This is a genomic window from Mesorhizobium sp. M8A.F.Ca.ET.021.01.1.1 (assembly GCF_003998025.1).
Lineage (GTDB): Bacteria > Pseudomonadota > Alphaproteobacteria > Rhizobiales > Rhizobiaceae > Mesorhizobium.
This window is the reverse complement of sequence record NZ_RZSJ01000005.1, coordinates 16586-37843: the sequence shown is the minus strand read 5'-3', so window position 1 is coordinate 37843 and position 21258 is coordinate 16586. Positions and strand designations below refer to the sequence as shown.

The window sequence follows — 21258 nt, the reverse complement described above, 5'->3', positions numbered from 1 at the left end:
AATGTCACCGATTCGTGCCGTGCTGATCCTATCGGTGTCGGCAGCGGTCGTTTCCGCTTGTGCATCGAAGAAGGTGCCGCCGCCTGAGATTTCCTATGACGCTGCCGACTTCAAACCGGCCGCGATCGAAAAAGCGCCGGAGAGGCCGATTAGAATTGTCGAGGTGCCAAAACCACTGCCGCTGCCTGGCCAAATGCAGCCCGAGCCCGGCAAGGCCGAGGACAAGCGCCCTCCTGAAGAACGCGTCGCTGATGCCAACAAAGCCGCGACCCAGCAACCCACCAAGTACGGGTATGTTAATGCAGTGCAAGTCTACCCCTTCACCGATGGCGCGCTTTATCAACTCTATGCCGCGCCGGAGCGCGTGACCGACATCGCTCTGCAGCCGGGCGAGAAACTAACCGCCGTGTCGGCTGGCGACACCGTGCGCTGGGTCATTGGCGATACCGCAAGCGGCACCGGTGACAATCAGCGCACCCATGTTCTGGTAAAACCCTTCGCGCCGGGTCTTGCCACCAATGTCGTCATTACGACGGACCGGCGGACCTATCATTTGCAGCTTCAAAGCACCGAGAAGACCGCAATGGCGGCAATCTCCTGGACCTACAGCCAAGACCAGATCATCGCGCTTCGCCAGCGCAATGCTCAAGCCGAGGCAGTTACACCGGTCGCGTCGAACATCGCGCTCGAAAACCTTCGCTTTCGCTACTCAATCAGTGGCGACACACCGCCCTGGAGACCGACGCGAGCCTTCGACGACGGCAGCAAGGTCTATATTGAGTTCCCTCGTCGCATAGATCAGGGCGAGGCGCCACCACTCTTCATCGTCGGCGCAGATGGGAGCAGCGAGCTCGTCAACTATCGCGTGCGCGGCAACTATTACATCGTCGATCGGCTCTTCGCCGCGGCCGAACTTCGCCTCGGCACCAAGCGGCAGCAGGTGATCCGCATCAGCAGGATTGACGGCAGGCAACCGCAACGGCGGATCTCGCTCTTTCGCGGCAGCCGGCGAGGTGAGGGCTCATGATCGAAAATTCCCGCTCTGGCATCCCGCCGAAACTGGATCCCGAGGAACTGCAGCTTCGGGCCTCTCCCCGCCGCGTGGTGCGGTTCAGGCGCGGTGTGATCATCGCTATCGCAGCGCTCGGATCCGGCGCTGTCTTCGGCGTTACCATGATCGCCCTCCAGGGGCCGGCCCTTCGCATCAGGGATCAGGCGGAAGATCTCTACAACACTGAGCGCAAACCAACCGCCGAGGGACTCGATACGCTTCCCCATGACTATTCCGGCATGAAGCCAAAGCCTCCCGTCCTTGGGCTACCTTTGCCGGGCGACCTCGGCCGCCCCATCCTCGAGCGGCAGCGCCAGCTCGGCATCGTGCCGGGCCAAGACATCTCGGCCGAGGAGCAGCGTCTAGCGCAGCAGGCGATCGAAGCGCGTGAATCGCGGGTGCTTTTCCGCGTCGAAAATCGAGCTCAACAGACAGATGTCGGAGAGAGCGTGCAAACTGCTCAGCATCCATTTGAGGCGCTTCCCCAATCCGAAGCAGGACGCGCGTCAGCCTCGGTGGCGGCGGCGGAAGGCGACCAGAACAATCAGCAGCGAAAGCTTGATTTTCTCAGCCAGCGGAGCACTGGCGGGATCTACAATCCGCATGCGCTTCAGACGCCGATCTCGCCATATCAACTGATGGCTGGCAGCGTGATTGCCGCCAGCCTGATCACCGGCATCAATTCCGATTTGCCGGGCCTTGTCGTCGCGCAAGTCACCGAAAATGTGCACGACACGGTCACGGGCAACATATTGCTGATTCCGCAGGGCTCACGTCTTATCGGCGTCTACGACAGCGTCGTCGCGTTCGGGCAAAAGCGAGCGCTGCTGGTCTGGCAGCGCATTCTGCTGCCCGACGGCTCGTCGGCCGAAATCGACAATCTGCCCGCGAGCGACACCGCCGGCTACGCAGGGCTGGAAGACAAAGTCGATTTCCACACTTGGCAGATGATCAAGGGAGTGGCGCTTGCCACATTGCTCGGTGTCGGCACAGAATTCAGCCTCGGCGAAAACGAGAGCGATCTGGTCAAGGCGATCCGGGAATCAGCCCAGCAGAACGCCAGTCGAGCCGGCCAGCGCATCACCGAAAAAAACCTCAATATCCAGCCCACCATCGTCGTCCGCCCAGGTTGGCCACTGCGCGTCATCGTGCACAAGGACATCGTGCTGCGGCCATACGCCAGTTGAGCAGGAGTTATCATGGCTGACCTGAAACTTGGAAAACTTCCGGACCGAACAGCTTCGAAGATCACCATTACCGTCAGCGCGGAGCTGAGCCAAACACTCAAGGAGTATGCTGCACTTTACCGTCAGACCTATGGTCAGTCTGAAACCGTGGCAGAACTCATCCCTTTCATGCTGGCGGCGTTTCTGGAAGGCGACCGAGCCTTTGCCAGGGCCAGAAAAGAACGTCTGCCGACGGAGCTTGCCGGAAAATCGTGACTCCTCCGCTAGGGCAGCTGGAACATTGCCTAGCTGTCGCGACCTACCTGCTCCTCGCGAAGCATAGGATCAAACCCCTTGGAATGTAGGTATGCGCAAGAGAGGATGTGGAAGGAGATACCGCGCAACAGCCTAAGTTTGCATTTTCGATTTGATGCGGTAGTCGCCTATGAGCGGTCAAAACGAACGCAGCTGGTTCGCCGATCGACCAAACGGCGAGCGCACTGTGCTTTGCTCAGACCGCCACCGAGTGCCTCGCCGTTCCCCCTTTGAAATATGTATCGAACTTGGCCGCGATGGTTCGAATGAAGGGGCGACTTTCAGTCCGTACGAGGAAACTGTCACCATCGAATTCAAGCGCTCGGGCAGGATCGTGGAGTGCGATGGACCTCGAGCGATGAAGGAGCTGCTCGCCGGCTTTGCCGAACCGCTCCACCAGATCGACTGCCGAGAAGGCAAAATCACACATCAGCCGCTCGATGATCCAGCCACGGACGCGATCGTCGTCGGAAAGGGCAACGCCGCGGACGGCAGCCAACCCGCCATCCGCAACCATGCGCCCGTACCCGGCAGTCGAAGCCATGTTTTGCACGTAGCCTTGGCGAAAACGACCGATGGACGAAGGGCCAAGTCCGATCAGTGTCGGGCAGCGATCCTCAGTGTAGCCCTGAAAATTGCGATGCAAAACCCCTGCGCGGGCCGCTATGGCCAGCGCATCGTCGGGCTTCGCGAAATGATCGAGTCCTATTGCCTCATATCCCTTGGCGACAATTGCCCGCGCCGCGAGTTGAGATTGGGCGAAACGCTCAGTGGGACTCGGCAGCCATGCCTCGTCGATCATCGTCTGATGCTTCTTGAACCAGGGCACATGTGCGTAGCCGAACAGGGCCATCCGGTCTGGCTCCAAGGTCAGTGCCTGCGCCACCGTGGAACAGATCGTCTCGCGTGTCTGATTCGGGAGCCCGTAGAGCAGGTCCAGATTGACCGATTCGACGCCCCGCGAACGAACCCCGTCGACGACTGCCTTGGTCTGCAAAAAACTCTGCTCACGATTAATTGCTTTTTGCACTTGCGGATCGAAATCCTGCACGCCGAGGCTCGCCCGGGTTACGCCGATTTGAGCAAGTGCATCAAGGCGCGCCTTGTCCATGTCGTTGGTTTCGATTTCGATGCTGACCGTAGCATCCGGGAGAAAGTCGAAGCTGTCCCGCAAGGCCGCTCCAAGAGCAACCATATCATCGGGCCTCAGAATAGTTGGCGAACCGCCACCGAAGTGGATTGCACGGACATGTGCCTTGCCGCTCAGCAGACCGGCAATCGTGACGATTTCGGCATTCAGCGAGCGCAGATAAGCGGCCACCGGCTCATATTGGTGCGTCTGCTTGGTGTGGCAGGCGCAGAACCAGCAGAGCTTGTCGCAGTAAGGAATGTGCAGGTACAGCGAGATTTCGTCGCCGCTTTCCAGCGTCTCCAACCAGCCACGGTAAATGGCAGCATCGATCCCCGAATGGAAATGCGGCGCCGTCGGATAGCTGGTGTAGCGTGGGACGTTCTCGCTGAGTTTGACAGCTATTTCCGATTGCATCTCGCGTTCACCGTGTTGCCCGCCGGAACACTGCACGCATCGCTGAAGCAGACCCTGATCTCGATCAGCCGCGCTCATGGACAAACCGCCGCAGGATTTCTCTACCCTGGATGGGTATCCTGCCGGCAGTTAGGATCGGGTAAGGCGAACGCATGACCTTTCGGCAAGACATTCATAGTTCCGGCATTCCTGTTCTTTGCTTCCCTTGCGAGGCACGGCGTCGCGGTGTCTGCGGTGCGCTCGATCCAGACAATTTGGTTGGGCTCGCCAAGACTTGCTCGCGTCGCCGGATCGAGTCAGGAATGGAGTTGACCGGCGAGGCACAGAACGTCGACAGCTACTCCAACGTGCTTTCAGGCGTTGTAAAGCTATCAAAGAGCCTGTCGGATGGGCGCCAGCAGATCGTCGGTCTCCAGTTTGCACCGGATTTTCTGGGACGTCCTTTCAAGGTGGAAAGCTCGATCAATGCGGAAGCGGCAACAGCAGTCACGCTGTGTTCGTTTCCGCGAGCGGCCGTCGAACGGATGATGAAGGCGTCACGGGAATTCGAGCATCGCCTGCTCAAACAGACGCTGAATGAACTCGATGAGGCGCGCGAGTGGATGGTGACGCTGGGGCGCAAGACAGCTCCGGAAAAGGTAGCGACTTTTCTCCTCATGATGGCCCGGAATATCGATTCCAGTCTCGATGCGGCTTCCGGGTCGGCGTCCTTCGATCTGCCGCTGACGCGTGTCGAAATGTCTGATTTCCTTGGAATCACCAACGAGACCGTGAGCCGCCAACTGACGCGATTGCGGGCTGACGGGGTGATTCGGATTGAGAACGCACGCCATGTGACGGTGGACAGCATAAGCCGTCTGGAGAAGCGCTGTGGCGGCGGACGCGAGCGGCCCTAAGCGGCGAGGCCATGTCGCATGACTCCGGGGCGGGCCGTGTTTGCCTTTTAATGCGATGTTGCCGCGCCTTCGACGAAGCGGCGTCACGGTCGAGACAAACAGCTTTCGGGCTTTGATAGGAACGTGACCAATCGCCAGGTGTGTTTCGGCACATACCGGCGAAGCATGGTCCTTAATCTGCCACGGCTCGGCGGAACGATCGCGTTCGTTTCCAATGGGATCCGAACAACGTTTGGCAGGGCATCGGCAATAGCATCCAACGCGCGCAGGGCCTCAGCTTTCGCCTCAGCGATCGCGTCTGCGCCCGCCCAACCCAGGGAACGCCTTCCATGAGGGGGGTGAGCCCGCGCTGCGTTCCTCGTTCATTCGCCACCTGCTGATTGCGCCGCCGACACAAAATCTTGCGGCCTGACATAGATCAGGGCGAGGGGGCGGCGGCTGCGCGATTAGTGCGCTGCGGATTTGGCATCCACCAGATTCGAGATCGGGATCTGCAATGAAATTCGGCACAGAGATCGTCCTTCTAAGCGTGTTCGCTTTTGCGGCCCTGGTGGCCGCCGGCTTCGGCGTGGATGAACCTTTCCGCCGACACATGTGGGTGTTGTTCTTCGCAGTGGCTGGTTTCACTGCGATCCTGTTGCGCAACACGGAGTTCAAGCCAGCAGCTCCGATTGACCCATCCGCTTACATGGATGGTCCGATCCGCTACGGCGCGATCGCCACCGTGTTCTGGGGTGTCGTCGGCATGCTGGTCGGCGTGGTGATCGCGCTGCAGCTCGCCTACCCCGATCTCAACATCCAGCCCTGGTTCAATTTCGGTCGTTTGCGGCCGTTGCACACATCCGGTGTCGTCTTCGCCTTCGGCGGCAACGCGCTGCTTTGCACGTCTCTGTATGTCGTGCAGCGCACCTGCCGCGCCCGCCTCTTCGGCCGTGATCTGGCCTGGTTCGTCTTCTGGGGCTACCAGCTGTTCATCGTCATGGCCGCGACCGGCTACCTGCTCGGCATCACCGAGGGCCGCGAGTACGCCGAACCCGAATGGTATGTGGATGTCTGGCTGACCATCGTCTGGGTCGCCTACCTCATTCTGTTCCTTGGCACGATCCTGAAGCGCAAGGAACCGCATATCTACGTGGCCAACTGGTTCTACCTGTCGTTCATCGTCACCATCGCGATGCTGCATGTGGTCAACAACCTGTCCATACCAGTCTCGTTCCTGGGCTCCAAGAGCTACTCCGCCTTTTCAGGGGTCCAGGACGCCTTGACGCAATGGTGGTACGGCCACAACGCGGTCGGCTTCTTTCTCACCGCCGGCTTCCTCGGCATGATGTATTATTTCGTGCCCAAGCAGGCGAACCGGCCAGTCTATTCGTACCGGCTGTCGATCGTCCATTTCTGGGCGATCATCTTTCTCTACATCTGGGCCGGGCCGCATCACCTGCACTACACCGCCTTGCCCGATTGGGCGCAGACGCTCGGCATGGTGTTCTCGATCATGCTGTGGATGCCGTCCTGGGGCGGCATGATCAACGGCCTGATGACGCTGTCCGGCGCCTGGGACAAGCTGCGCACCGATCCGATCATACGCATGATGGTGATGGCCGTCGCCTTCTATGGCATGTCGACCTTCGAAGGCCCCATCATGGCGATCCGGGCGGTCAATTCGCTGTCGCATTATACCGACTGGACGATCGGCCACGTCCATTCGGGCGCGCTCGGCTGGGTTGGCATGATCTCGTTCGGCGCAATCTACTACATGGTGCCGAAGCTCTGGAACCGGCAACGGCTCTACTCGTTGCGGCTGGTCACCTGGCATTTCTGGCTGGCGACACTTGGTATCGTTGTCTACGCCGCGGTGATGTGGGTATCCGGCGTCATGCAGGGCCTGATGTGGCGCGAATACGACGAGCAGGGCTTCCTGGTCTACTCCTTCGCCGAGACCGTCGCCGCCATGCACCCCTACTATGTCATGCGCGCCATCGGTGGGGCCATGTACCTCTCCGGCGCGCTGATCATGGCCTGGAACATCACCAGGACCATCCTCGGCCACCAGCGCGAGGAGGAGCCGATGCCGAGCCCCGTCGCCATCCGACCTGCGCGATCAGGAGCCAGGTAATGGGCTTGATGGACAAACACGCAATCATCGAGAAGAACGCCACGCTTCTTCTCGTTGGCTCGCTGCTCGTGGTGACGGTCGGCGGCATCGTCGAGATCGCGCCTCTCTTCTATCTCGACAATACGATCGAGAAGGTGGAAGGCATGCGCCCCTATTCGCCGCTCGAACTTGTCGGGCGCAACATCTATATGCGCGAGGGCTGCTACCTCTGTCATAGCCAGATGATCAGGCCGTTCCGCGACGAAGTTGAGCGCTATGGCCACTACAGCCTAGCTGCCGAGTCCATGTACGATCACCCCTTCCAGTGGGGATCGAAGCGCACCGGGCCGGATCTCGCCAGAGTTGGCGACCGCTACTCGAATGCATGGCATGTCGCGCATCTTACCGACCCGCGCTCGGTGGTGCCGGAATCGATCATGCCGAGCTATGGGTTCCTGAAAGACACGCCGATCGACGTGAAGGATTTCTCAACGCATCTGGTCGCCAACAGGCTTGTAGCCGTCCCTTACACCGATGACATGATCGTCCACGCCAATGCGGATCTGGCGGCGCAGGCCGATCCCAATGCCGACACATCAGGCCTTGAGGCGCGTTACCCAAAAGCCAAGATCGGCGACTTCGACGGCAACCCGCAACAGGTCACCGAAATGGATGCCCTGCTCGCCTACCTGCAGATGCTTGGCACACTGGTCGACTTCAAAAATTACGACGAAGCCGCCGGCTACCGCTGAGGAGAACGCTGATGACCTACAATTTGATGCGGGCGTTTGCCGACAGCTGGGGCCTGGTTGCGATGGCGCTGTTCTTCGTGGGGTGCATCGCCTTTGCCCTACGCCCCGGCAGCCGAAGGCTGGCCGACGAAGCGGCCCGCATTCCGCTCGAGGACGAGTGATCATGAGCGACGAGCATATCGATGAAATCTCTGGCGTCTCGACCACCGGCCACGAATGGGATGGCATCCGGGAGCTGAACAACCCGCTTCCCAGATGGTGGGTTATCACCTTTTACGTCACCATTGTCTGGGCGATAGGCTACACCATCGCCTATCCAGCATGGCCTCTGTTGCACTCGGCGACGAAGGGTGTGCTCGGCTATTCCAGCCGCAACGAGGTCAGGAACGAGCTGACTGCGGCTGAGGCCGCCAAGGGCAAATATATCTCGGCGGTGGAGTCCAAGAGCGTCTCGGAGATCTCCGCGGACGACGGCCTGCGCGAATTCGCAATCGCCGCCGGTGGCGCCGCTTTCAAGGTCAATTGCGTACAATGTCACGGCTCCGGCGCCCAAGGTTCCAAGGGCTTTCCCAATCTCAACGACGACGACTGGCTATGGGGCGGCAAGGCCGAGCAGATCCAGCAGACGATTACGCACGGCATCCGCTTCGCATCCGATCCGGACACGCGCCTGTCGGAAATGCCGGCCTTCGGCGACATCATTACCGCCGACCAGATCGCACAAGTCAGCGCCTACGTGGCCAGCCTTTCCGGCAAGGTCCGCGATGCAAGTCTGATCCAACCCGGCGCCAAGGTCTTTGCCGAGAACTGCGTCGCCTGTCACGGCGACAATGCAAAAGGCAACAGGGAATTCGGCGCCCCCGACCTGACCGATGCGATCTGGCTCTATGGATCCGGTGAGACAGCCATCGCCGCACAGGTCCGTGCGCCAAAACAGGGCGTCATGCCGGCCTGGGTTGGCCGTCTCGGCGAGATCAAGGTCAAGGAACTTGCAGTTTATGTCCATTCGCTTGGCGGCGGAGAATAGGAATGGAAGTCCTATTCTTCGGTCCCCCCTGCCAAGCGGACGAGGCCCGGCGTGAGCCGGGCCTCGACACCATCCCTAATGCGATCTGCACAACCCGGCAAGGCTATCCTACCGCGAGGCTTTACGACAGGTGCCCCTGACATTGGCTGGGAAAGTGGAGTTGCACATGCGTGATAAGACGCAGTTGACACGGCTCGAAACAGAAACTGTCAATTCCGCCAAAACCCGCAAGCCGCTTTATGCCGCGCGTCAAAAGATCTTTCCGAAGCGCGCCTCGGGCAACTTTCGTCGCTTCAAATGGCTGGTGATGACGATCACACTTGGCATCTACTACCTGGCTGCGTGGCTGCCTTGGGCTCGCGGTCCATTTGCCCCGGACCAGGCAGTCCTGCTCGATCTCGCGAACCGGCGCTTCTACTTCTTCTTCATCGAGATATGGCCCCAGGAATTCTTCTATGTGGCCGGCCTCCTGGTCATGGCGGGCGTCGGTCTTTTCCTGATCACCTCGACTGTCGGCCGTGCCTGGTGCGGCTATGCATGCCCTCAGACGGTGTGGGTCGATCTGTTCCTCGTCGTCGAACGTGCGATCGAGGGGGACCGCAACGCCCGCATGAAACTTGACGCAGGTCCCTGGACCGCGCGCAAGCTCATGCTGCGTGTGTCCAAGCACACCATCTGGCTGGTCATAGGGGCGGCGACTGGCGGCGCCTGGATCTTCTACTTTGCCGATGCACCGACGCTGCTCGGCGAGCTCTTCACCGGCACTGCGGCGCCCGTCGCCTACATCACTGTCGCCGTCCTGACGGCTACCACCTACACGTTCGGCGGTCTGATGCGCGAACAGGTCTGCACCTATATGTGCCCGTGGCCCCGCATCCAGGCGGCCATGCTCGATGAAAATTCCCTCACTGTCACCTACAATGACTGGCGCGGCGAACCGCGTTCGCGCCACGCCAAGAAGGTGCTGGCCGCAGGCCAGCCCGTGGGCGACTGCGTCGACTGCAATGCCTGTGTCGCGGTCTGCCCGATGGGGATAGACATTCGCGACGGCCAGCAGCTCGAATGCATCACTTGCGCGCTCTGCATCGACGCCTGTGACGGCGTCATGGACAAGCTCGGCAAGGAGCGTGGGCTGATCGCCTATGCGACGCTCTCCGACTACAACGCCAACATGATGCTGGCGACTGCAGGCGGGTCCAGCTCAGTCAATCCATCGCTGATCAGGACCGCTGATGGCCTGTTCTCCGACAAGGTGGCGCATTTTCACATCCGCAAGATCTTTCGGCCGCGCACCTACGTCTACATGGGCTTGTGGTCGCTGATCGGCCTCGGCCTGCTCTATTCGCTGCTGACGCGCGATCGGCTCGAACTGAACGTATTGCATGATCGCAATCCCCAGTTCGTCACGCTGACCGACGGATCCATCCGCAATGGCTATACCGTCAAGCTGCTCAACATGATCCCCGAGCCGAGGACGATCGTCGTAACCATGCAGGGCCTTGAAGGCGCTGACATGGTCGTCGTCGGCGACGACATCCCCGCAGGCCGTTCCTTCGCCATTCCGGTCGAACCCGACCGCCTGAAAATGCTGAGGGTCTTCGTTCGCCAGCCGGCGGACCAGATCCGCGCTCCGGCACAGACCTTCAAGTTCCGCGTCGAGGACAGAGCCAGCTTTGAGTCGAACGAGTACACCGCCACCTTCAACGCGCCGGAGCCCCTCAGATGACTGCCAATGTACAAAAGCCTCGTGAATTCACCGGCAGGCACATGCTGGTCATCATCCTGGCCTTTTTCGGCGTGGTCATCGCAGTCAATCTGACCATGGCAACGCTCGCCAGCACAAGCTGGACTGGCCTCGTCGTCGAAAACACCTATGTGGCGAGCCAGCAATTCAACAAGAAGGCCGAGGAAGGACGGGCGCAGGCAGCACTTGGCTGGACCGGCAAGCTGACCATCGCATGGGGCGAAGTTCGCTATGGCCTCGCCGACGTCGCCGGCAAGCCGGTTCCCTTGCACGGCGTCAAGGTGCTGTTTCGCCATCCCGCGTACGAGAAGGAGGACAAGTCGGTCACCCTCGCACCCGCCTCGGGCCAGGAATTCGCAGCCCAGCACATGCCGAAGGACGGCGTCTGGATTGTCGAAGTCGACGCCGACGCCGGTCTGGACAAACCGTATCGCGACGTCCGCCGGATCATGATTTCCAATGGAGCGCTGCAATGAGTTGTTGTGCACCGGGCGCCGAAATGGCGCTTGATCTGGTCAACACCGGATCGGTCCTGCCGTCCAGCCAGGAGATCAGGCTGGCGAGCCGATCGCTTGGCGATGATCTTCACCAGACCGATCTTTCAGTACCGACGGTTCATTGCGCAGGCTGCATCCAGACGATCGAGACGGCGCTGGGAAAGCTCGATCGCGTCGAGAGCGCCCGCGTCAACCTGTCGACGAAACGGGTCTCTGTCCGGTGGCGTGGTGACGAGGTCCCACCGTTCGTCGTCGCGCTTGGGCGGCTAGGCTACCAGGCGCATCTCTTCCCTTCCGAGGTCGGCGACAAGGACAGGACGTTATCGGATTTGATCCGCGCGGTCGCGGTTGCCGGCTTTGCGGCGGGCAACATCATGCTGCTTTCGGTCTCGGTCTGGTCCGGCGCCGAAGGTGCTACCCGCGACCTGTTTCACTGGGTCTCGGCGCTGATCGCCATTCCTGCCCTCGCCTTCGCCGGCGGCATCTTCTTCCGTTCGGCCTGGAATGCTTTGCGCCATGGCCGCATGAATATGGACGTGCCGATCGCGGTCGGTGTTTCGCTCGCCTACGCCATGAGCCTCTACGAGACGATCAACCATGGCGATCACGCCTATTTTGACGCGTCGGTATCGCTGCTGTTCTTCCTGTTGATCGGCCGCACGTTGGATCACGTGATGCGCGAACGTGCCCGGACCGCTGTGAAAGGCCTGTCCCAGTTGGCCGCACATGGCGCCATGGTGCTGCGCAGCGACGGCGCGCGCGACTATTTGCCGGTCGGCGAGATCGAACCAGGCATGCGGTTGTTGATCGCAGCCGGTGAGAGGATCCCCGTCGACGGCAAGATCATCCAGGGAACGTCGGATCTCGACTGCTCGCTGGCCTCAGGCGAAAGCACGCCGAAAAACGTGGCGCCGGGCGAAGCAGTTCAGGCCGGCGTGCTCAATCTTACCGGCCCGCTGACGATTGAGGCGACAGCCGCCGCGAAGGATTCGTTTCTGGCGGAAATGGTTCGTCTTATGGAAGCCGCAGAGGGCGGCCGCGCGCATTATCGCCGGATCGCCGATCGCGTTTCAGCGCTCTATGCCCCGGTGGTTCATCTCACAGCCTTCGCGACGTTCCTTGGCTGGATGGCGGTGACCGGCGACTGGCACCGGGCGATAACCATCGCCATTGCCGTTCTGATCATCACCTGCCCGTGCGCGCTCGGCCTCGCCGTACCGATCGTTCAGGTGGTCGCCGCGCGGCGCCTGTTTGAGAACGGCATCATGGTAAAGGACGGTTCTGCCATGGAGCGCCTGGCGACGATTGATACAGCGGTGTTCGACAAGACCGGAACGCTCACGCTCGGCCAGCCCCGGCTGGTCAATGCATCGTCGATCGATCCGGCCATGCTGGCAGTCGCGGGAGACATGGCTACGCATTCCCGCCATCCTTTTTCAAAGGCCATAGCCGGTTTTGCCCATCCCGGCGGGCAGTACAAATTTGATGCCGTCACCGAGCATCCAGGGTTTGGAATCGAAGCCACTGGAGCCGGAAGCACCTGGCGGCTAGGCCGACGCGGATGGGCTGGATGGAGAGCCCGGACCGGTGGTGAAGGCAAACATGGCGGAACCGTGCTGACAAAAGACGGGTTCATTGTCGCGACCTTCGATTTTGAGGACGCGCTGCGCGCAGACGCCAAGGCGGCGATCGGGCAATTGAGCCATGCCGGGGTGTCAGTGGAAATGCTGTCGGGCGATACTGCGGGTGCCTGCGGTGAAGTCGCAGAAATGCTGGGTGTCAAGGACTTCGTTCCGTGCCTGCTGCCATCCGGCAAGGTCGAGCGCATCGAGACCCTGGCGAAAGACGGACACAAGGTTCTGATGGTTGGCGACGGCCTCAACGACACGCCGGCGCTCAGCGCGGCGCATGTCTCGATCGCTCCAGCTACCGCCGCCGACATTGGCCGCAATGCCGCCGACTTCGTATTCCTGCGCGAAAGCCTTCTGGCAGTGCCTCTCGCGCTGGACGTCTCGCGCAAGGCGGGACACCTGATCCGCCAGAACATCGCGATTGCGATCGTCTACAATGCGGTGGCAGTACCAATCGCCATCCTCGGGCACGCCACGCCTTTGTTAGCGGCGATTGCCATGTCTGCCTCATCGGTGCTTGTTATTGGAAACGCATTGCGCTTGCACGGCTTCGGGGCGAATGCGACGCTGCAAGTTATTCAAAAAGTCGGACGCTCCGCAGTCAGCTATTCGGCATAATCCTCGTGACGACGTTGCTCTATCTCATACCAGTGGCCCTTTTTCTGGGTGCACTGGGTGTGTCCGGCTTCGTCTGGGCATTGCGAAGCGGTCAATACGAAGATCTCGACGGAGCCGCCGAGCGGATACTAATTGATCGGGACGACAAACCGGAACGCTGATTTCAATCCGCTGTGCATAAGATGCGCGGATCGCGCTCGTCAGTCGAGCCGGCTCGGTCGGGAACAAGCTGTCCATGCTCCATGCTCCATGCTCCATGACCATCTTGACCTAAGCTGCACACTACATTTGTGAAAAGCCTCTGTCGTGCGAAGGACTGCCTCCCATTGCACCCAGTATGAGGCGGCTGATGCCACGAGAGTACCTCGCGTGGCCGGACGAGAGCTTGGCCATGTGCGCACGGGTTCCAAAGTGGAACGTCACGGTCGATCACCTGACCGTGAACCGCCAGTGCCGATTGGTCATGTCTGGCTGATCCAGATCAGGGTCATACTCATCGGTGTGTTCTATTGACCAGTCTTCGACGGAGAAATGCATGACTTACGGAAAGATTGGTCGTCATTATCAGCACCTTCACGGTTCTGGGTTTTCTGTCGTGTGGTCGGCCATGCCTTGTGCTTACGGCGCAGCCATTAGCTGACCGGCGTCGTGTGTATCTCGCTTGCTGGCTGACCATCCGCGTGGCTGCGCGGACACGGGGGCCGATCAACAGCTTTCGCCTTTGATGGGTTGTGTGCGTCGAAAGTGGCCTTCTTTGGGCTGACTTCGTAGAAATGTTCCAGGGCTCGCATCCAGCGCCGAAGATCCTCGTGATGTCAACGTGCTGCGGAGCATCATCGGGGTTGGGACGTGCGTTTTCGAGATCGATCAACCGTCCGAAGTTGATCATTGGTTCGAGTGACGCGCGCTATTTCGACGACTATGTCGCCGCGTGGGCTTTGCTCTATCGGCGACTGAATTGCAAGGACATCGACATCGAAGCCATGCAGCAGGTTCTTGATGAGATATGCGCGGTCGTGGATAAAAGTTTCCGCTACCTTGGCTGGGATGACGAGAGAGAGCGCTACGTTCGATACCCTCGCAAGAGAGCCCGCTTCGACGTCGTGGAGCGTGAGTAGTATGCGCAAGGGTTCCAGGTGGAATGTGGCGATCGATGCGGCGCGGCCGTGGCTGACCAGCGTCGCGAGTGTCTCGCTTGCTGGCGGCGATCTGCGCGGCTGCGCGGCCAAAGGGCGGGATCGGTTAGCCGCATCCACCTCTGAGCGCTTTGAGTGCTTCGTTGCCGATCGATGCGAATCTCCCGGCCCAGCGCCTTTAGGCAATGCGGCGGCCACGGAGCTCATGTCACTCGGCTCAGTTCCACCGTTACACGAGGATAGGCGACCGGATGGCGGCACGCTGATGGGCTCTGACGATAATTTTGACATCGTTGTCGTTGGAGCCGGCCCGGTCGGCCTTTCGTTCGCTGCGTCGCTTGCCCAAAGCGAACTCAAGGTGGCAGTTGTTGAACAGAACACATTCGATAGTCTGGCGAATCCGGCTTTCGATGGTCGCGAAATCGCGCTGACCAACGCTTCGATCAGAACCCTTCGCGAGCTCGGCGCCTGGGATGTCATCCCGGCTTCGGACAAATCAGCACTTCAAGGCGCGCGCGTGCTCAACGGCTCGAGCGCATTCGCTCTTCGTTTCGATCCTCCCAGCAACTCTGGAGAACCGCTGGGGGTTTTGGTTCCAAATTGCCGGATCCGCGAGGCGCTGTTCAAAATCGTCCGCTTGCAGGATCGCGCCCGGCTGTTGTGCGGCCACTCGGTCGTCGATGCAACAAACAGCCAAGAAGGAGCAGTCGTAACGCTCTCTAATGGCGCGCGTTTAACTGCTCGGCTGGTTGTTGCCGCGGATTCGCGTTTGTCCGCCACGCGTGATCTGCTAGGCATCGGCGCCGATATCAACCGGCTTGGCCACTCGATGCTGATTTGCCGAGTGAGGCACGAGCGCGCCCACCACCAGATCGCCATCGAATGGTTCGATCACCATCAGACGATAGCGATGTTGCCCCTCGCGGAGGGCATGTCGTCGCTGCTGCTCACATTGCGCTCAAACGAGGCCTATAGACTGCTTGCCTTCGATGATGATTTGTTCCTGTCGGAGTTGACGAAACGGTGTCGAGGGCGCCTTGGAAAAATGACCTTGGCAAGCAAGCGCCACACCTATCCGCTGGTCACGACCTGGGCGCACAAATTCCGGGCGCCGAGCGCCGCACTCATCGGCGACGCTGCCATCGGCATGCACCCGGTGACCGCTCACGGATTCAACATCGGTCTCAGCAGCCAGAAGCAACTCGCCCGTGGAATCATGACTGCGTGCCGCGACGGCCGCAATGTTGGCGACCCCGACATGCTGCATATATACGAAAGGCGGCTGCGCCTGTCGGCGGCGCCGCTCTACCATGCAACGAACATATTGATTGGACTCTACTCCAGAGACCACCTGGCGGCACGGCTTGCAAGGCATCTGGGGCTTCGCTTTGCCCAACATGTTCCCCTTGTCCGGCATGGGATATCGGCGGAGCTCCAGCGGTGATACTGCACCAGCAGTCGCATTTTTGCGCGTGCTGGGCGAGCGATGGGAGAGAGTGCATGATGCACCGGAGTAATCCTGCTCCCCGACGCTGATCTCCGATTGAAGAATTAACCCGTCCTTCAGGGGGGCTGCATAGGCTGCGGACAAGCAGGAGTAAGCAAGCTGACCCGTCCAGCCTTGGAAAAGAAGATCCGCTGGAGGCGAGAATCCTTCAGGACCAGCTCGCTGATCTGAGGGCAGGCCTTTTCGTCTCAATGCCGATAAGCATTGTGCTGTCCGGGCTGATTTTGACCGTGCAGGCCCTTTCCGGGAACGGTCTTGCTGGCGCGGCCTGGTTTTCGGTCGTTAATGCGATAAATGCCGCCCGCCTTGCACTCGCCCGTCATCAGCTGAAGGAACCCGGAGTCCAGGATGATCTGACACGGGTTTGGCTGCGGCTTCGCTGGTTTGGCAGGCTTGCTCTTCTGGCGGGATTCACCTGGTCATTCCTTGCCATCCTAACGGCTGGATACACGACGTCTCAAGCATCGCTGCATCTAATAATTCTGGCGGGCATTTCAGCTGGCGCGGTCACGTACGGCAGCTCATATGCTGCGGCAGCGATATGCTTCATCACACCGCCACTCCTCATTGCCGCCGCATGTTTGCTGACGAAGGGAGCCCCGGAAAACTACATTCTGGCTTTTGCCGTCCTGCTTTTCGAGGGCGGCCTGGTTCGATCCTCGTTCGTTGGACAAGCGCGCTTCCGTGACGCGAGCCGCCTGAGACATCAAGCCGAGCGGCTTGCCGCGGAAATGGAGCGCAATTCCAGGGAGGACCATCTTACCGCGCTCCTCAACAGGCGGGGCCTCGAACATGCAATCGATCAGTTTGAGAACACCGATGGACCCTTTGTGGCCATGCTGATTGATCTGGACGGGTTCAAATCTGTCAACGGTACCTACGGTCACAGAACGGGTGACGAGCTGCTTGCCAGGATCGCCCGCCGAATAGAGGAAGAAGCACCGGAGGGCTCAACGCTCGCCCGCATCGGTGGGGATGAATTCGTGCTGGTTTTTTCTTCGCGAAAGAATTCTCCTTCTCCCACCAATCTCGCGTCCAATCTCATAGCCAAGCTTGCTCGCCCCTATCCTGGGATCGCATCCGTCCGCATTGGAGCGTCTATAGGAATCTACTTGGCTGAAAACCCCGGACTGACGGAAATGTTGTTGCGGGCCGACATCGCCCTTTACACAGCTAAGCGCCGCGGCAGGAATGAATTTTGTCTGTTCGGTGCCGAGCTAGCCCGGGAACTGCAACGCCGCCAGTCAATCGAACGCGATCTTCATTCGGCGATAACGATGAGAAGCTTGGTCGCTTGGTTTCAGCCAATCGTAAGACTCGAAACTGAAGCGTCGTCGGTTTTGAAGCCTTGCTAAGATGGTCTCACCCGCTTCACGGTCCCATTTCTCCGCCCGAGATCATGACAGCGGCACGCGAAACTGGAATGCTTCAGCTGCTAACTCAAACGGTATTCGCCGACTGTTGCGCTCTTATCGAGGGCTTGGTCAAAGCTGACCGTCGTGATGTTCGTGTGGCGATGAATGTTTCACCGCGCGAGTTGGAAGCTGGCGATATTGACGAGATGATTCTTAATGGTCTGGCGGCAAAAGACCTCCCTGCAACGATGTTCGACATCGAGATTACCGAAGAAGCCCCAGTGGATCCGGACAGAGTGGATGAAAAGCTCGGCCAGCTTTCACATGCTGGCATTTCTATCGCGCTCGAGGACTTCGGCACCGGTTTTTCGACGTTGGCATCGCTCAAGGACAGTCGGATCAGGAAAGTGAAAATAGATCAGGGCTTCATTCGCGGCTTAGCCAAGTCCCGGGAGAATCGGCTGCTTGTCAAAGCGGTGATTGACCTTGGTAGGACGCTCGGGATCGAGGTCATGGCCGAGGGCGTTGAAACAGAGGCAGATCGGCAAACTCTGTACAAGCTTGGCTGCAGAACCGCGCAGGGCTTCCTGTTCTCTAAGGCAGTGCCTCTCCATTTGGCACTTGATTCGGTAGTAAAAGAGCACGCGAAGGAGTTGTGACCGGCCTCTCCGTCCGTGCTGCTCGCGGAACTTTCATGTGGGGTGGACCTGACGCGCGAAAGCCGTTTCGGACGGTAGAGTTATTACGGGGGCGAAACTGAGCACGTGGTTTGGATAGCAGCAATCCGGTCCACCGGCGCACATGCAGCGGCTTCATACAAGCGTTCAAGTTGCGAGATGAGCTTGAGTGAACGACGTCGGAGAATTGCGTCCCTTGGACGCTGGTTTCGCGGTTCCCGTAGGATTCGATTACGGGAAGCGTTCTTGGCTGCTTCTCGGCTCAGCGCTCATCTGGATGAACAACGTACCCGCGGTCAAGGTTTTCGCGACCTCAACCCAGTCACCATCCCGCAACAGCAGCGGTCGGGTCCTGATCAAGCGCTCAGCCTCAGCACAGGTGCTGGAGCAACGGTAGAGCGCGGAAAACGTGTATCGGAATGCGCTGGCTCACCATAGGAAGCTGCCACGGCATGTCGAATGTCCCCAGGGGGCGGGACCGTTCCCTTGCATTTGTCTCGATGACGGGCTCTCAAAGCTAAAGCCAAGAGAGCTTTATAAAAATCGCACCCGATCGGCTGCGCAACGACGACCAGCTGAGGCCCGATCGGGTGCTAAGGTCGTGCCAAAAAAGGCGCGTCACTGTCGCATTTCTAGCCGGCTTGCGATCGGACGTCATCTCTTGGCGATCGTTGCCCCTTCTCTCAAATGCGCTTAGCGGCGCCGACGGCGAATAGCGCAAGCTTTTCCACCCGTTTCTACTCCACTACCGAGACTCGTCACCAACCTCCTTTTATTCGCTTCCATATGGCCCATCCTGTCTCCAATCGAGGAGGAGCGCGAACATGGGCCAAGCCGTAGAACGTCTCAGTCTCGGGAATTCTTCTGCTCGCCAAACTGCCGTTGTCACCGGCACCATATTTGGCAGGGTGACAGTGAACGACAAGATATCAGGCGTTCTTGTCTGGGCTGAACTATGCTTGCAAGCCATAACCCAAAAATCGCCGATCCCTTTGAATTCGAGCCGGATGAATGGGTGTTTCAAAATTTTTGGCGGTTTTAGGCAGAACCCTCCGATGGCCCGCGTACCGGTCAAGCTTCGTGAGCACTTTAGGTTCGTCGATCAGGCATAGGTTTGTATCCCATGCCACATGCTGGCCGTTTGCCTAGTTCGGAAGCCCTCGAGAGGCGTTGCTCGTCTTGGTATGGCGTCGCCCCTTTTTCCGATCCATCGGCCACGGAGCTAGAATGCTGTCTAGCTGTTGCCGCCTACTTGGTCATCCGGCATGGAGATGCCTATATACCGACCTTCGAAAGGCTGGAATACGAGGTCGAACAAATGCGGCGGAAGCTCGGAAATCGCGAGCGAGCGCAGCGCGTGCTGGCCACGCTCAACCTAAATGGCTCGGACAGCTGGAGCCGTGAGGTTGGTTCTCAAGGCCTGGATGGCGCCGCAATCACATTCGCCCGGGCGGGGTAAAAGCGATTTTTTGAAGCCACTCGCGCTTTTGCGCTAACGAAGGTCCCGCGCCGTATTTGGGCCGGATCCATTTGTGGCCCATCAGAGAAGCAATTACCTTCTCCGGCGCCTCAACTGCCGTCAGCCGGTCCTCGAAAGTGTGTCGCAGGCTATAAAGACTATGCTCGGAAGTCGGCAGAAGTTCCTTGCTGGCGAGCACCTTGTTGACGAGCGCTGAAAGTGACGCGGCCTTGTCGCGATAACGAGGAAAGCCGTCCGGATGGAGCTTGATGGCTGCAAGTGCGCCGCCAACCAAGGGAATGTCACGGGCTGAATGACCGGTCTTCAAGCGACGGCCATTGGGGCGCACCCGCACATGCGGGATTTCTTGATCGAGGTGGATTGTTTCGGTGGTGAGGTTTGCCGCTTCAGAAAGCCTGAGTCCGGTATCGGCAATCACATAGATTAGATGGCGGGCTTCGTCATTGAGTCCGTCGAGCGCGCCTTCAGCGAGTATCTTCTCCTGAATGAACTCCGCTGTGAACGCAGCGCGTTGCCCGGGGACGGCGCCGGAAAGACGCAGGTTTCGAAAAACCGGCTCCAGCTTGAGCTGGTGAGTCAGATCGACGACGCGCAGCATTTTCGAAACATGGCCGATGTCCTTGTTGGCCGTACCGATATCAAGTCCATCCTCAACGATCCGCTTTTGCCACCACTCGCGGAACGCGATTGCGTCGTCCCGAGTGAGGCTTGCGATCTCCTTGTCGCCAATGACTCCAACCAGATTGGCAACTGCGCGCTTTTTGGGGTTACGCCATTTCTTGATTTGGTTAGGCGACATGGTCAGCAAGTTCTGTTGCTCGATCGTCTCGAATTCCTTGATAAGACCGCTCAGGCGGACCGCTGGCCGCTTCTCCCCACCCATGACGGCCGAGACGTCCTGCGCGTCCTCGATCGATTTTTTGTCGAGGAGCAGCTTGATACGGGCCATGAGTTCGTCGAGCGGCCCCGCTGCTAGTTCCTCGTTAGAGCGATAGGCCAATCCAAATGACCGCGCGCGCTTCCTCGCGGCTTCGAAACGCAGCCCCGCCTCGGCGGATTGGCCTTCCCGCAGTCTACGCCAATACGCCTCCAGCCCCGCGCCGAGGCTTTGCACTGCATCTCGCGCCCGTACACCGCGGGGATCGTCAGCCACGGCGACGCCCGTGGAAATGCGTACTAGGCAGCGGCGATCAAACGCCGCGAATTCCTTCGGCACCCTGCGGACGAGATACCAGATGCCTTCACGTTTATGCGGCTTTGGCGCTGCGGAACGTCGCATTATCTTTCTCTAATGTTACACAGTTTGTTACACAGTCTAAGATAAGTTTCGCTTCGCGCTGGTCAAGCGCAACAAGGAAGCTTTTGAAAGGAAACGATTATTATGGAAGCTAAATGGCGGAGAGGGAGGGATTCGAACCCCCGATGGGCTTGCACCCATGCCGCATTTCGAGTGCGGTGCATTCGACCACTCTGCCACCTCTCCGCGGTCATGGTCCGCCGTTGCCGGCGCGGCGCACTAGATAACGGCTGATCGGGCAGGTTACAAGGCCAAATCCGCCGGAAATTCAGCTTGCCGTCCCGGACCTTGCCTGGACCGATGCCGCCCGTCCCCGGCAGGCAATGTCGGCTGGTCCGCCAAGGCGAGGAATCGGGCTGTTTGCCTTGACTCCCACGCAACCTTCGGTTAGGGACAGCGCGCAATCGGCGTGGAGGGTTCTTCCGCGCCGCTTGTTTTTTGAACCCGCAGACTGACAAAAAGACGGCC

At 59.5% G+C, this 21258-nt stretch carries 18 protein-coding genes and 1 tRNA gene; 16 read left to right on the top strand and 3 right to left on the bottom strand.

The genetic code is table 11. From position 1 onward, the window contains the following. Position 1 precedes the first annotated feature (1 nt). From trbG to EOA36_RS01760, 3 genes are read left to right on the top strand one after another with little or no spacing between them, the layout of a single operon-like run. On the top strand, positions 2-1027 hold the full coding sequence (trbG, locus tag EOA36_RS01770) for a P-type conjugative transfer protein TrbG (protein ID WP_127232321.1): 1026 nt from the start codon (positions 2-4) through the stop codon (positions 1025-1027). Beyond that, a complete protein-coding gene (locus EOA36_RS01765) occupies positions 1024-2238 on the top strand; it encodes a TrbI/VirB10 family protein (protein WP_126057785.1) in 1215 nt (404 codons plus the stop codon). The genes trbG and EOA36_RS01765 overlap by 4 nt, the downstream gene beginning before the upstream one ends. Positions 2239-2250: 12 nt before the next feature. Then, entirely contained in the window at positions 2251-2493 is a 243-nt protein-coding gene (locus EOA36_RS01760; protein ID WP_126057786.1) for a DUF2274 domain-containing protein, read from the top strand. A gap of 235 nt (positions 2494-2728) precedes the next feature. Here EOA36_RS01760 and hemN read toward each other — a convergent pair whose 3' ends face one another. After that, positions 2729-4078, bottom strand: coding sequence for an oxygen-independent coproporphyrinogen III oxidase (gene hemN / locus EOA36_RS01755; protein WP_126059321.1), 1350 nt, complete (start codon positions 4076-4078; stop codon positions 2729-2731). Positions 4079-4230: 152 nt separating this feature from the next. On the opposite strand from hemN, the gene EOA36_RS01750 reads away from it, so the two are divergent. The 13 genes from EOA36_RS01750 (at position 4231) to EOA36_RS37965 (ending at position 17995) form a co-directional block, all read left to right on the top strand. Further along, positions 4231-4974 (top strand): Crp/Fnr family transcriptional regulator, encoded by a 744-nt coding sequence (locus EOA36_RS01750; protein WP_126057787.1) that lies wholly within the window; start codon positions 4231-4233, stop codon positions 4972-4974. Between the two features lie 496 nt (positions 4975-5470). Further along, positions 5471-7090 carry a cytochrome-c oxidase, cbb3-type subunit I gene (gene ccoN, locus EOA36_RS01745; RefSeq protein WP_126057788.1) on the top strand — a complete coding sequence of 540 codons (1620 nt, stop codon included), beginning with the start codon at positions 5471-5473 and terminating at the stop codon, positions 7088-7090. Further along, complete coding sequence (ccoO, locus tag EOA36_RS01740; RefSeq protein WP_126057789.1) at positions 7090-7821, top strand: cytochrome-c oxidase, cbb3-type subunit II; 732 nt, start codon at positions 7090-7092, stop codon at positions 7819-7821. The genes ccoN and ccoO overlap by 1 nt, the downstream gene beginning before the upstream one ends. A gap of 11 nt (positions 7822-7832) precedes the next feature. Further along, the gene (locus EOA36_RS01735; RefSeq protein WP_024502864.1) at positions 7833-7982 is read left to right on the top strand and encodes a cbb3-type cytochrome c oxidase subunit 3; all 150 of its coding nucleotides are present in this window, start codon (positions 7833-7835) and stop codon (positions 7980-7982) included. Between the two features lie 2 nt (positions 7983-7984). Beyond that, a complete protein-coding gene (gene ccoP / locus EOA36_RS01730) occupies positions 7985-8848 on the top strand; it encodes a cytochrome-c oxidase, cbb3-type subunit III (protein WP_126057790.1) in 864 nt (287 codons plus the stop codon). Positions 8849-9014: 166 nt separating this feature from the next. Continuing rightward, positions 9015-10574, top strand: a complete 1560-nt coding sequence (ccoG, locus tag EOA36_RS01725; protein WP_126057791.1) for a cytochrome c oxidase accessory protein CcoG — start codon at positions 9015-9017, stop codon at positions 10572-10574. Then, positions 10571-11068: a FixH family protein gene (locus tag EOA36_RS01720; RefSeq protein WP_126057792.1), complete on the top strand. Its 498-nt coding sequence runs from the start codon at positions 10571-10573 to the stop codon at positions 11066-11068. Before ccoG ends, EOA36_RS01720 begins: the two co-directional genes overlap by 4 nt. Beyond that, on the top strand, positions 11065-13338 hold the full coding sequence (locus EOA36_RS01715) for a cation-translocating P-type ATPase (protein ID WP_126059322.1): 2274 nt from the start codon (positions 11065-11067) through the stop codon (positions 13336-13338). The genes EOA36_RS01720 and EOA36_RS01715 overlap by 4 nt, the downstream gene beginning before the upstream one ends. 5 nt (positions 13339-13343) lie before the next feature. Next, positions 13344-13499 (top strand): cbb3-type cytochrome oxidase assembly protein CcoS, encoded by a 156-nt coding sequence (gene ccoS / locus EOA36_RS01710; protein WP_081714250.1) that lies wholly within the window; start codon positions 13344-13346, stop codon positions 13497-13499. Between the two features lie 612 nt (positions 13500-14111). Continuing rightward, positions 14112-14456 (top strand): hypothetical protein, encoded by a 345-nt coding sequence (locus EOA36_RS01705; protein ID WP_126057793.1) that lies wholly within the window; start codon positions 14112-14114, stop codon positions 14454-14456. A 280-nt stretch (positions 14457-14736) separates the two neighbouring features. After that, the gene (ubiM, locus tag EOA36_RS01700) at positions 14737-15918 is read left to right on the top strand and encodes a 5-demethoxyubiquinol-8 5-hydroxylase UbiM (RefSeq protein ID WP_185928959.1); all 1182 of its coding nucleotides are present in this window, start codon (positions 14737-14739) and stop codon (positions 15916-15918) included. Between the two features lie 254 nt (positions 15919-16172). Continuing rightward, positions 16173-17336, top strand: a complete 1164-nt coding sequence (locus tag EOA36_RS37970; protein ID WP_245455339.1) for a GGDEF domain-containing protein — start codon at positions 16173-16175, stop codon at positions 17334-17336. Beyond that, positions 17330-17995, top strand: a complete 666-nt coding sequence (locus tag EOA36_RS37965) for an EAL domain-containing protein (RefSeq protein ID WP_245454739.1) — start codon at positions 17330-17332, stop codon at positions 17993-17995. The genes EOA36_RS37970 and EOA36_RS37965 overlap by 7 nt, the downstream gene beginning before the upstream one ends. A gap of 1454 nt (positions 17996-19449) precedes the next feature. Here the strand turns inward: EOA36_RS37965 and EOA36_RS01690 are convergent. Next, the gene (locus EOA36_RS01690; RefSeq protein WP_126057794.1) at positions 19450-20772 is read right to left on the bottom strand and encodes an integrase; all 1323 of its coding nucleotides are present in this window, start codon (positions 20770-20772) and stop codon (positions 19450-19452) included. Between the two features lie 114 nt (positions 20773-20886). Next, a tRNA-Ser gene (locus EOA36_RS01685) sits at positions 20887-20976 on the bottom strand. Positions 20977-21258: the final 282 nt, after the last annotated feature.